Origin of the sequence: Streptomyces sp. NPDC101227 (genome assembly GCF_044767545.1) — a bacterium.
In the GTDB taxonomy this organism is placed as follows: Bacteria; Actinomycetota; Actinomycetes; order Streptomycetales; family Streptomycetaceae; genus Streptomyces.
On the sequence record NZ_JBIWOD010000015.1, the window covers coordinates 23,626 to 35,939 of the forward strand.

At 65.5% G+C, this 12,314-nt stretch carries 11 protein-coding genes; 4 read left to right on the forward strand and 7 right to left on the reverse strand.

What is annotated here, in order from left to right; translation table 11 throughout:
* Positions 1–193: 193 nt before the first annotated feature.
* Together ACIRPT_RS29335 and ACIRPT_RS29340 are read left to right on the forward strand one after the other, a co-directional pair.
* On the forward strand, positions 194–523 hold the full coding sequence (locus tag ACIRPT_RS29335; protein WP_403832472.1) for a WXG100 family type VII secretion target: 330 nt from the start codon (positions 194–196) through the stop codon (positions 521–523).
* 136 nt (positions 524–659) lie between these two features.
* The gene (locus ACIRPT_RS29340) at positions 660–1,796 is read left to right on the forward strand and encodes a PE-PGRS family protein (RefSeq protein ID WP_403832759.1); all 1,137 of its coding nucleotides are present in this window, start codon (positions 660–662) and stop codon (positions 1,794–1,796) included.
* 171 nt (positions 1,797–1,967) lie between these two features.
* On the opposite strand, the gene ACIRPT_RS29345 is transcribed toward ACIRPT_RS29340, so the two are convergent.
* From ACIRPT_RS29345 to ACIRPT_RS29375, 7 genes are all read right to left on the reverse strand, one after another.
* A complete protein-coding gene (locus ACIRPT_RS29345) occupies positions 1,968–3,293 on the reverse strand; it encodes a S8 family serine peptidase (protein ID WP_403832474.1) in 1,326 nt (441 codons plus the stop codon).
* A gap of 96 nt (positions 3,294–3,389) precedes the next feature.
* A complete protein-coding gene (locus ACIRPT_RS29350) occupies positions 3,390–5,030 on the reverse strand; it encodes a hypothetical protein (RefSeq protein WP_403832476.1) in 1,641 nt (546 codons plus the stop codon).
* A gap of 71 nt (positions 5,031–5,101) precedes the next feature.
* The gene (locus ACIRPT_RS29355; protein ID WP_403832478.1) at positions 5,102–5,413 is read right to left on the reverse strand and encodes a hypothetical protein; all 312 of its coding nucleotides are present in this window, start codon (positions 5,411–5,413) and stop codon (positions 5,102–5,104) included.
* Positions 5,414–5,415: 2 nt separating this feature from the next.
* Positions 5,416–6,693 (reverse strand): S8 family serine peptidase, encoded by a 1,278-nt coding sequence (locus ACIRPT_RS29360; RefSeq protein ID WP_403832480.1) that lies wholly within the window; start codon positions 6,691–6,693, stop codon positions 5,416–5,418.
* Positions 6,694–6,934: 241 nt separating this feature from the next.
* Positions 6,935–7,228 (reverse strand): WXG100 family type VII secretion target, encoded by a 294-nt coding sequence (locus tag ACIRPT_RS29365; RefSeq protein ID WP_403512937.1) that lies wholly within the window; start codon positions 7,226–7,228, stop codon positions 6,935–6,937.
* Positions 7,229–7,341: 113 nt separating this feature from the next.
* Positions 7,342–7,668, reverse strand: a complete 327-nt coding sequence (locus ACIRPT_RS29370; RefSeq protein WP_403512934.1) for a WXG100 family type VII secretion target — start codon at positions 7,666–7,668, stop codon at positions 7,342–7,344.
* Positions 7,669–7,974: 306 nt separating this feature from the next.
* A complete protein-coding gene (locus ACIRPT_RS29375; RefSeq protein ID WP_403832483.1) occupies positions 7,975–9,633 on the reverse strand; it encodes a type VII secretion protein EccB in 1,659 nt (552 codons plus the stop codon).
* Between the two features lie 344 nt (positions 9,634–9,977).
* Here ACIRPT_RS29375 and eccE point away from each other — a divergent pair, with 344 nt between their 5' ends.
* Positions 9,978–11,207, forward strand: coding sequence for a type VII secretion protein EccE (eccE, locus tag ACIRPT_RS29380; protein WP_403832485.1), 1,230 nt, complete (start codon positions 9,978–9,980; stop codon positions 11,205–11,207).
* On the forward strand, positions 11,207–12,046 hold the full coding sequence (locus ACIRPT_RS29385) for a hypothetical protein (protein WP_403832487.1): 840 nt from the start codon (positions 11,207–11,209) through the stop codon (positions 12,044–12,046). Before eccE ends, ACIRPT_RS29385 begins: the two co-directional genes overlap by 1 nt.
* Positions 12,047–12,314 lie beyond the last annotated feature (268 nt).

Here is a 12,314-nt window from a genome sequence, read left to right on the forward strand (position 1 = left end):
TCTCAACCACCCACAATTCCCGCACACTTCACCGCCACCTGCGGCACCATCAAAACTTCACAAAGGGAGGCCGCTCGCGCGCCGCCGCACCCCCCTTCCGCCTTGACACAACAGCCCACAGGTCGCCTAATGTAGGATCATTCGAGAAGTGTCAAGGGCATCAACAAGACACAGTGTAAATCGGGGGCAACTGGTGGCCGGCCAGGCATTTAACGTCGATCCGGACGTACTGAAGACACAGGGCAAAGCGTTCGTCAACATTGGCAACGATTTCTCCAAGGCGTCGAAGAAGCTCAAGGACGACCTCAAAGATGTTGATGCGGCATTCGAGGGCTGCGACTTCGGCGAAATCTTCCTGACGATCTACAATCCCATCGCTGAAGGCATGTTCACCTCGATGGAATCCCTCGGTGAACGCCTCGAGGACGTCGGCGACAAGCTCGACGGCATGGCCCAGAAGTACGCCGAATCCGACGAGCAAGGTGTCCACACCATCAGCGCCGTGGGCCACCCACAGATCTGACGCTCCATCGCTCATCTCCGCGTGGAAACCGAAACGCCGCCCCTGAGCCGGCCGCGTTCCCACCGCCTCCACTCCAGCACCACCACGCCGCCTGAATTCGGCCACAACTGCACGGGGGACAATCGCTGTGTCACTGATGCTGCCGGACGCGCTCGTCGAAGTCCTGAGCCTGATCGGCTACGAATGGCCGAACGCCGACGAGGACAAACTCTTCGAGTGCGCCTCCACCTGGCGCACATTCGCCGAGCAGTGCAATCAGACGCTCTCCGATGGCACCACGGCCGCCAATGAAGTCGTCGGCGCCAACTCGGGCGATGCGATCGAGGGCTTCTCCAAGGAGTGGGGCGCCTACGCCGGCACCGGCGGCAGCGGCGATCACTACCTCCGCGACGCCGCCGCAGCGGCCGAGGTGATCGCCGCCGCCTTCGACGCGGCAGCCATCGCCGTTATCGCCGGCAAGATCGCGGTCATCGCCCAACTCATCGCGCTGGCCATCGAACTCATTGCGGCACAGGCGGCCGCGCCCTTCACCCTCGGCCTCTCCGAACTCGGCGCGGCAGGTGCCACTCAGGCGGCCCGGGTGATCGTCCGCCAGATCCTCGAGAAGCTCAAACGCGAGGTGATGCAGGCGGCGACCAAGGCGATGGAACACGCCACGATGGACGCCATCAAGAAGATGGCCAAGAACGTGGTCTCCAAGGAAGCCCGCAAGCTGGCCATGGACGCGGCCAAGAAGGCGGTGGGCAAGGAAGCCCGCCAGGCGGCCATGGACTACGTCAAGACGACCGTCAAGGACGAGGTCAAGAAGACGGTCGTCGATGCCGCCAAGGACTCCGCCAGGGAATTCGTCACGGACACCGTGGTCCAAGGAGCCAAGGACAAGGCCGCGGAAGCCGGCGAGGAGATGGCAGGCAACCTCGTCGGGCAGGGCATCGAGAACCACTTCGGCGCCCGTGACGGAATCGACCTCGGCGAAACCGCCGACATCGCCAAGGAAAAGGCCGGCGAATACGTCGACGACGTCAAGAAAGACGCCGAAGACCGCATCAACGACTACAAGGACGGCGTCACCAGCCTCGCCGATCCCCAGCACTGGGTGGACCGCGCCAAGGACGACGCCGCCAATGCGGCTGAACACCACACCAACCGCGGCCTGGACGCCGCCCAGCGCCACGTCGACCGCCACACCGGCGGCGCCGCCACCCGCCACCAGGACGTCACGGACGAGGGCCGCAACGCCGTCACGGAACACGTCCGATCGGTGTTCGGCTGACCGCACCGCTCACCGCACCGCCTTTGATGCCCCCGGCTTCTTCGTGATCCATCCACGAAAGGGCCGGGGGCATCAACGCATTGGGGTCAATGCGTTGGGGTCAACGCACTGGGGTCCGCAGCCGTTGTTCCGGCTGCGGACCCCAATTCCGTCTTCAGCTGCGACTAGCCCTTACTGACCCGGCGGCTGCGTGGGCGGCGCCGGCGGCGGGTACGAGCCGGGCGCGCTGGGCTGCTGCTGATACGGGCCAGGCTGCTGCTGGTAGGGACCGGGCTGCTGCGGGAACCCGGGGCCGCCGTAGCCGGGTCCGCCGGGGGGCGGACCATTACGGCCGTTCTTCTTCCGGGCCACGACGATGACAATGACGATGATCGCGACAACGCCGAGAACACCAGCTGCGATGCCCACAATGGCACCGGTACCGAGCCCGCTGTCCTTCTTCTCGCTTGCCTGGTCGCCACCCGATGCACCGGGGCCGGTTGCTCCACCGGTCGGCTCCGTCTTAGGAGTCTTCAGTGGGCCATTCTTGGAACCAGCAGGAATATTGGCCGTCAGTGCCTTCAATGGCCGAATGAAGCCATATCCGTAATGCGGGTCAGGAAGCTTAAGGCCTTGCTTCCCCGGCGCGAGACCAGCCGTCTTGACGAGGCGATTGGCGATCTGACCGGCGGTGAGGTCGGGGAACTTCGCACGCAGGAGTGCTGCGGCAGCCGAGACATACGCCGTGGAGTCAGAAGTTCCATTGGCTCGCCGATAGGGGTAGTCTGTCCTCTGCGCAGAAGCAGACGTGATATATACGCCGGGCGCCGAAAGCATCACCTGGCTACCCGAATTAGAATTCGGCCAGATTTTCCCGGACTTGTCCACAGCCCCCACGGTGACGACTCCGGGGGATGAAGCCAAGGGACCTAGCTCGGCCCCATCGTTCCCGGCACCCACTACAACCAGAACGTCCTTCTTGCTCGCATAGGCCAGCGCTGCTTTATCAGTATCTGAGAGCGAAGTAGGCTCGATAGACATGTTGATGATTGATGCATGGTGATCGACTGCGTACCTAACCCAATCACCAACGTAGGTACTTCCGTCTCCCTGCCCGAAATCTGGCCTCCCAACGGGAAGGATCTTTGCATCCGGCGCGAGGCCCATCACGCCATCGGAATCGCCTGCACCATGCCCATGTCCGGCGATGAGTGACGCCATCGAAGTTCCGTGATCTGCCTCGCTCCCCTGATCACCACGCCCCCCATCAATGAAACTCTTCCCCGGAAGCACATTCCCTTTCAGGTCCGGGTGATTGCCGTAGATGGGGTCATCGATTACCGCGACCGTGACGCCCTTGCCCGTCGATTCCTTCCAGACGCTCTCAGCATCAAACGCCTTCAGCGGCCATTGAGCGTCCCTGATCTCGTCTGCCAAAGCGGTCGGGGCGGCGCCGAAGAGCAGTGCTCCCGCCACCACCGCGCCGCCCACCGCACGCAGCGTTCGCGTGAAGCTCATGCCGTACACCTCTCCCTAGCAAGGTGGGGCCCGCAACCCGAAGACTGCGGGCCCCACTTCGATTCCGCCGATCATTTGATCTTGGCTGACAGGTCCCTACTCGATGACCTTGGGCGCCACATTACGCTCCTTGGTCCAGGTCTCCTCATCCTCGACCAGGTAGTCAGGACGCTGCCCATTCTCGCCCTTGCCCTTGCCCTTGCCGCCGTGAGCCCCAGGAGCGCCGGCCATCCCTGCCGGACGACGACCGCCCTTTGCGCCCTGCTGTGTACCGCCACGGCTGCGATGCAGGCCGGAACCGCCCTGCCCGCCGACTCCGGACTTGCCGCCCTTACCGCCGACGACACCGCCCTTCTGCCGTGCCAGGGCACCGCCCTTGCCGCCAGCGCCGGCTCCGGCTCCCTTGCCTGCGCCAGCACCACCAGCCATGCCTGGCATACCGGCACGGCCCATGCCCCGGGCGCCTGCTCCGGCGGCGCTCCCGCCACGACCGGCGGCACCTCCGACCATGCCTGGCACGCCTGGCATGCCGCCGCCACTCATGCCCGAGGTTGAACCTCCGCCGATACCGGAACCGGAAAGACCGCCAGTGCCTACGCCGCCACCGCCACCGATTCCGCCGCCGATTCCGCCGCCGGCTCCGGCACCGCCGCCAGTCCCAAGTCCACCTGAGAAGCCGTCAAGTCCCGTCCCAACCTGAGGCGCGGGACTCTTGGGGATGCTGCCGATTCCGCCGTCAATTCCGCCCGGACGTGGCGGCTCCATCGGCTGCGGAGTCGTGTATCCCCCGCCCTTCATGCCCGGGATCTTCGGTACCGTTGCACCGCCCTTCGGACCGGAACCAGGCGGAATAAATGGGGCAATTCCCCCAATATTCCCACCGCCATCAGTGTTGCCTGGCGGCCTGATGTCACCACCGCCACCATCATCAATCCCGCCGGCGCCCTGCAACGCCTTCGACCCGGCCCGATACGTCGTCGCCAGCTGCTCCACGTAGTGACCAGCCAACAGCGAAGCCTGCTTCTCAGGATCGATGTTGCCTGCGTTCCTCTGAGCGGCTTCCCCAATAGTCATGTTCGGGTTCTTGAGGTCAGCCTTCAGGCCCGAGTCATCGCGCCCGCCAGTGAAGAAGCCGATGGCGCCACCGATCATTGTGCCGGCCCCTGGGCTGCCGACGGCGGTTCCGACTGCTGCGCCCTTGGCAACAGACTTCGCCGAGTCCCCGACCTTGTCTTTGAGGTCATCCCACCAGGACGGCTCCTCGATGCCGGCGACGGCTTCCTTGGCGGTGCTCAGGTTTTCGCTGACCTGATGCAGGATGTAGCCGGCAAGGTGCGGGTATGCCGCAAGGTTCGCGAAGGCTTTGCCGATCTCTTGTGCAGTCTTGGCGAACTGATCGGCAGAGGGGCCGTGCCAGGTTTGAAGGACCTTGGTCACTGCATCATCGAAATGCTTCTTGATGCCGCCGTCCCAGTCCGTGGAAGTCCAGTCGGAGCCGCCGCCCACCAGCTTGATGCGCACCTGCTTCCAGCCCTCGGCGACGTTGCCGACTTCGCCCGGGTTGGAGCCCGCCACCATTTCCTTGATGTCGCCGAGCTCCTTTTCAGTGAACTGCGGGCGACTTTTGAGGATGGCGGGACCCATTTCTTGTTCCTCGCCCGATCCCTTGGGCGGCGTCACACTTGTCTTCGGCACGTGACACGGCGTCGGCGTGTACTTAGTTTCCTTCGATGCCATCTGTTGTCCCCCACTCCGTCATCGGGCATGTCCCATCGGTCACTGCGATCCGCCAGCTGATGTCACTGCCCCTACATCTTGATGCTGTTTTCTGCTTCCGCATCCTGGTACGCGTCCCTGACCTTGGCCGACTTCTTCCCGAAAGCATCAACAAGGGCGTCGACTCTCTTCATCACCCTTGTGATGTTCCCCTTCACCACCTTGTGAGCGCTATAGAGCTCACTCACCTCACTGAAATTGGATCCCAGGGAACCCTGCGGCAGGTAGGTGCTGTGCTCGGACGTGCTCTGCGCGTCGCCCATGAAGGCAAGGACCTTGTGGAGCTCCCTTACGACCTCTTCCAAGGCGTCCAGGTCTACGCCGTACTCGCCTTTACCACCCATGATCAAGCCTCCCCGTTCGTGCCAATACCATTTTTACGTCGCCAGTCGCGAAGTGCGACGGCGGATCCAACTACCGCACCGGCAGCGAGGATTCCGCCGCCGACGATATAGATGGCGATGCGGGTGCGCCGGTCCTCTTCGCTTTCACCCAAAGTGATCGAGACCGGTTTGATGTCGAGGCCGGCGGCTGCGTTCTTGTTTTGGTCCGGCTGGGGTTTGGCAGTGGGCCGCTCGTCGTCATTGAGGGCCGCTACCGGGTCGACGACGCCCCAGCCGATGAAGTCGTCCCGCTTCGTCTTGACGCGCTCCGCGGTCTTCTCCAGGTGCCAGATGACTTCCTGGGGCTTCCATTTTCCGCCGACCTTGTCGTGCTTGTGCTTCGAGATGAGCAGAGCTGCGGCTCCCGCGGCGTAGGGTGCGGCGAAGCTGGTGCCCTGGTCGACGCAGTTACCACCGTCGGGAACGGTGGAGACCATGCTGACGCCGGGAGCGGCGATACTGACGAAGTCTCCGGACTGGGAGAAGGGCGCGCGCTCGTTGTTGCGGTCGGAGGCCGCCACCGCCATCACATTGGGATAGTCCTTGGAGAAGGCAGCCGGCCACATCTCCTTCTCGCCGCCGTCGGCACCGCCATTGCCCGCCGAGGCGACGATCAGGATGTTGTCCGCCGCTGCCCTGGCGACCGCCTGTTCAAGGACGGCCAACTTGTCCCTGCTGGCGTCGGTGCCCTGAGAGATGTTGATGACATCGACCTTTGCCTGCCTCGCCTTGTCGATGGCCCGGGCAAGCGTTTCGGCCGTGCTGCCCTTTTCCGAACTGGTCGTCTTGAAGGGGATGATCTTCGCTTTGGGCGCGATGCCGACGAAGCCGGAACCGGGATAGCGTTGGGCGGCGATGATGCCCGCGACCTTGGTGCCGTGGCCGACCGTGTCCTGGGTTGCCTTGCCGCCGCCGGCAACGGTGGCGCCTCCGGAGCCAAGTGCACGCCTGATCTGCGGGTTGTCGCTGTCGACTCCCGTGTCGATGACGGCGACCTTGGCGTCCTCGCCCTCCGTGTCCTCCCACAGCTGAGTGGTCAGGAGACGCTGGAGGGACCAGGGGGTCTCTTTTATGTAGTTGGTGCCGAACTTGCACTCGGTGCTGTTGAGCGGCGTGTTCTCGTCCGCGGCCGCCGGCGCGGCGGTGGCGCAGGACAGGCCGGCGACGCAGGCCGCCGTGACCAGTGCGCCCGCCGCTCGTCGGCGGTGCCCGGCTCGGTGACCAATGGCGCGAGATCCCACGGGTTGTCTGCTCTCCATCTGTGGCGTAACGGTCAGGAACGAGGAGTGAAAGGCGAGGGGGAAGGGCGAGGAAGAGGCAGCGGCGGGAGTTCTACGGAGGAATCGGGCCAGAAGCCGCGAAACCGAGGTGGACGGCAGAAGGGCGAGCGCACTATTTGCAGCGCGCTCGCCCTCATTGACCACTGTGCGAGCCGTGAGGGCTGCTCAGCCGGTTGCCATCCGTACCTGTGCTGACGTGAGGTCAGCCCGCCCAGATACCGGCGTTCTTGTGCTCAGTGCTCTGGTAGTTCTGAGCGGCCTGGTCCAGCGCCTTGGCGATGGCCTCGAGCGTCGAGTGCAGGGAATCGGCGCGCTGGTCCCACTCGCGCTGGCGGGCCTGGTAGCCCTCCTGCGCCGAGCCTTCCCAGCTCGCAGCGATCTTCTTGACGCCTGCCTCGAGGTCGTCGAGCTGCTGACGGATCTTGTTCGCCGTGTTACGCACGTCGGAACTTGCCTGCTGGATCGTCGAGAAATTAACGAGGATCTGGCCGGACATGGTGTCTCCTCAGGAGTTGGTGAAGCCTGGTCGATTCACAAGCCGCAGCGGGACCGACAGGTCGGCCGGCGCTGCGGCGAGGTCGGCGCGCCGCGGGAGGCGGCGCGGCCGCATCATCCGAACGGGGAGTCCGCCGATGCGTTGACGTGCGAGATCGACTGCGCCTGCTCCTCTTCGGAGGCGGAGTAGTTCTTCGTGGTCTGGTCGATCGCTTCCTTGATCTCAGCCAGAAGCTGGTTGATCCGGTTCGCGTCGTCGTTCACCTTCGACTGCAGCTGGTTGTACTGAGTGGCCGCAGCACCCCGCCACCCAGACGTGATGTTGTCGACGACCGTGTTCAGGTGACGGATCTCGCCCTCGATCGCCTGGTTGACGGAGGCGATCTTGCCGCTGAACGCGACCATCTCCTCTTCAGTGGTTGTGTACTGCTGACCAGCCATAGTCAACGTCCCCCATGAGACTTGTACGTCGACCGCGCGGCATCAGGTGACGGCGCTGCGCGGTTGGCATCTCCTGTTGATGCCTTGGGCCACATTACCCACTCCATACGCTTGTTCCCAACAGGGGGCGGGTACTTGTGACGGGATCACAACATTGTCAACTACCCGTCCCGAAAACGCTGTTCGGTGGAATGGGGCAGAGCGGGCGCTATCGGGCGAAGCGGTGTGGAGTGGAATACCAGAAGGCCGTACCGATAACTCGTAGCGAGGATATCGGCACGGCCTCCGAGGGGCATCCCCTGAGCGTCAGGAACCCTGTGGCTGCTCCGCGTCCTGGCGGTTCAGGGACGGGCCCGAGGAGAGCAGCCTGGACCAGGCTTCCAGGAGCGACGGCACGCGCGCCGCTTCATAGCCGAGGGCCGCCTGGTTCAGCCCCACCTTCTGCTCGGCGTTGCCGGCCTTCTTCCCGCCGTCGTTGTTGTTCGGCACGGAGTAGCGCAGGCCGGTGTCGGTGACGAGGAACATGGAACCGTCGCCGGCGGCCTGGTCGAAGGTCTTCACCTCCCGATACAGCAGGCCGCTGCCGGGCGTGACGTATGTGGTGGAGCCGGCCGGGATCTTGCCCGGGTAGTCCGTGCCCACCCAGGCGCCCATCACCGGAACGCCGTTCTTGAAGAACGCTTCACTGCCCGGGTACTTGTTGCTGGTGCCGGTGTAGAAGTTGCAGGACACACCGGTCTTGGCGGAGCTGTTCAGGCCACTGGTCTGCGACCCGAAGTCGTTCGCCATCTCGACGTCTTCGGCCGGCCAGGGGTTGTCGATCTTGTGGCCGCGGACCTCGAAGGGGAGAGGGTCCAGGAATTTCTTCTCGTCGTTGACCTCGTCCTTGGTCGAGTCGATCTCCGCGGTGGCCAGCTGCGGCACCTTCATCTCCGCACCGCTGTCGTCCTTCCTCACCGCACGGGCGTTCGGCCCCGACGTCAGGATGTTGGCGATGAAGTTCGAGACCCTCTCGACACCGGTCTGGGTGACGACGTACTTCTGGCCCGACGAGTTCTGGACCACCTGGCCGGCCGTGCGGTACTGCTCCGGGACGCCTTGGGTGCTGGACCGCGTCCCCGCTCCCGGCACGTTCGGCATGGTGAGCGGGATCGGGCTCTTGACGAGCGTGTCCATCCACTGCTTGGTGACCTTCTGCGGCTGGCTGCCATGGAAGACCACCTGGCGGAGGATCTCGTTCTGGCGCTCCGCCACGCTCGTGGACATGGGCATCTTGCCCCCGAGGGTGACATCGAACTCGAACGCCACCCCGTTCGGGTCGACCAGGTAGTACTTCCCGTCAGGGTCCTGGACGTACAGCGCCTGGGGCGTCTTGAGCCTGCCCTGCCCCCCCTCGACCAGATTCTTGTCCTTGCCCCCCAGGACGAACACGGCCTGTTGGGGCTTGCTCCCGACGCCACTGCCGGGGCGGTTGCACACCGCCCAGGTCTTCGGCTTGTCCACGTCGTCGACGGAGGGCAGCCGGTCGGGGGCGAACGGGATCCCGATCGCCGGACCGTGGGCAATCTTCCCGTCCAGCTGCTCCTCGTCGACCTTGACGACCTGAAACTTCTTCGGATCGACCAGCAGCCGGGCCGATGCGAGGTTCAGGACGGGGTGGAGCAGTTTGTGGTGCTTGCCGTTGGCGTCCTCGTCGTCGAGAACGACATACCGCGTGGTCGATTTGGAGCCGACGAGCACATTTCCACCGACCTGGTCCCACCCCTGCGGAGCAACGGGCTTGATGATGCCGCACGCTCCGAATCCCACAAGGATCAGGACACTCACCACGATGCTGGGCACCACCGCCTTCAGCGGCTTGGGTGCGCTCTCGATCGACCCATTCGGTAGCGGCTTCAAAAATGACGCATTCGTGCGCTTTCGCGCAAATGAATACGCATTCAGCTCGTCCCGACGTGATGCCATTGCTGCTTTCTCTCCCCGCCTGTCGGATCCACCATCGACCGCCCCCGGCACTCACGCCGTAGCGCCCTCTACTATGCCGTGTGTCGATCGACCCGTACCGTACGGGTGCCACCTTCCAACGCACCAGTCTCAGCGGCGGCGATACGCCTAGAGGCCACACCACCAGTAGAGGAGCAGGCCGGGGGATGTCCAGCGCCACCAGGGCTCGACGCCGCAACGGGCGGCAACAGCAGCAACAGCCTTCCGCTGCACCGCAATACGCGGGAAATGCTGGCCAAAACGGCACAGCGCGGGGCAATAGAGGAAATCGCGGCCGGGGTCCGGCGCCCCGTCCGTCCGGCCCGGTGTCGCCGCGTTTGCGTCAACAGGCCGGGAATATCGGCGGTGTTCGGGTACAGCAGCTGGCCATCGTGGAAATCGCCGCCGCGCTGGTATTGGTGGGTCTGTCGATCGACCACCCGGTCGCACTGATCACGGCGATCGTGCTGGCGGCCGTACTGGTCATCTTCGCGCTCGGCCGGCGGCGTAAGATTCCACTGCCGGAGTGGATCACGACCGTGCGTGCGATGAAGCGCCGCGGCAAGAACGGCAATTCCGCGCTCGCCGCCACGCAGGGCGTCGACCCGGCGTTCGCTCCGGTCGTGGAGTGCGAACCGGCGCTGCGGACCTACGAGTACACGACGGACTCGGACCAGCGCGCCATCGGCTTCGTCGGGGACGGAACGTTCCTGACGGCGATCGTTCAGGTGGATGCCCGCGACGAGCCGCTGCGGCCGCAGCGCGGCAGCCACATGATGCCGCTCGAGGTGCTGCACACCGCTCTCGACGTGGAGGACATCCACCTGGAGTCGGTGCAGTTCGTGCAATACACCCAGCCGGCGCCTGCGCCGCATCTGCCCGAACAGGCTGTCGCGGCCCGTTCGTACGCGCCGCTGCAGGCGCAGGCCCAGACTCCCGCCCTGCAGCTGACGTGGATTGCGCTCAAGCTCGACCCGGAGCTTTCCTCCGAGGCCATCGAGGCCCGCGGCGGTGGGCTGGAGGGCACCCAGCGCTCACTGCTGCGCGCCGCCGACCAGCTCGTCAGCCGGCTCACCGCACACGGCGTACGCGCCAAGGTGCTCAACGAGCGCGAGGTCGTGGCCGCGGTCGGCACCGCGGTGTGCGTCAGCCCGCGGGCCGCCAGCGGTGCGATGGGACGGGACGGGCGGGCCGCCCGGCGTACCCAGGAGACGACGCGGGCGATGCGCTGCGACGACCGCTGGCACTCCACCTACTGGATCGGCCGCTGGCCCCAACTGGGCCAGGGCGGTGCGCCGTTGGCGGCCATCACGCAGCTTCTGACCAGCACTCGGGCGATGGCGAGCACCTTCTCGCTGACCGCCACACACGGCGGCGGCCGCCTCCCGGCCATCACGGGGTACATCCGGCTGTCGACCCGTAGCGAAAACGAACTCTCCTCTGCGCAGAACGAGTTGGAGCGCCGTTCCGGTTCCGTGAAGGTCGGCCTCGTACGCCTCGACCGCGAGCAGCTGCCCGGCCTGCTGGCCACGCTTCCCCTCGGAGGTACCCGCTGATGGCCACTCCCACCTATCAGCCCCGCGTCAATGTCCAGGGCAACGGCTGGCGCAACCCCCCGATCGGCGCCGACAGCGGCCGCCGGCTCAACCACCAGCCCCGGCCGGAAGAGGAAGACTCGGGCCCGACCGGACCGAAGCCGAGGCCGGGGTTCGGGCTGCGCGGTCCGCGCCGCAATCCGCACGTCCTGACGGCCGAGTCGCTCGGTTCGCTGACCCTTCCGGTCGGCGACGACGGCGTGATCATCGGCATCGACCCGCAGAACCAGCCCGCCGTGCTCAGCCTGCTGCGGCCCGCGCCACTGGACATCGCGCTGGTCGGCAGCATGTGGATGACGCAGGTGCTGGCGCTTCGTACGGTCGCCACCGGGGCCCGGGTCGCGGTGGAGACGGCGCGGCCGCAGGCCTGGGGCCAGATGGCGCAGGCCGCGGGCGGCGGGCAGCAGTGTGTGTCGATCCATGAGGTGCGTCAGATCGCGCCCCAGGGACCGTCGGTTTCCAGCCCCGTGCTGGTGGTCCGTGACATGGGTGCGCGTCCGCCGCGCAACCAGCTGGCACCCAGCCCCTGGCAGTCGGTGCTGACGGTGCTGCCGTTCCTCGGGCCGCGGGCGCCGCAGATGCTCGCCCGGGTCGATCTGGTCGGTTTGCAGCGGCTGTCACCCGAAGAGGCGGAAGTTGTGACGCGAATCATGCGGCTTCCCGAGCAGGTCGGTGCGGTACTGCCGACGCTCAGCGACAACGCCATGCTGTGGTGTTCGCGCGATGGGCATCAGTTCGTCATGACCCAGCCGACGGAGGCGGAGACCAACCTGCTCGGCGGGCCGCGCCGTATGGACTGACCGCAGCTGCGGGCCGGTTGTGCGCGCGGCGCAGGTTACCGCCGGCCAAGGGCACGGGCTACGGGCGCATCCGCGGATGCGCCCGTAGGCGTGCCGACGGGGCTGGAAGACGACATGACATCGACTGCCGGTATGGGCCGACTCTTGATTAGGCTGTGTGGAGAGCGCAGAAACACATCAGGACGGCAGTGCACGACGGCAGTCGATAGGGGGATGGAGACAAGCAGTGTTGGCGCAGCCCCGCGTGGTGCGTTCCGACGTCCGTTAC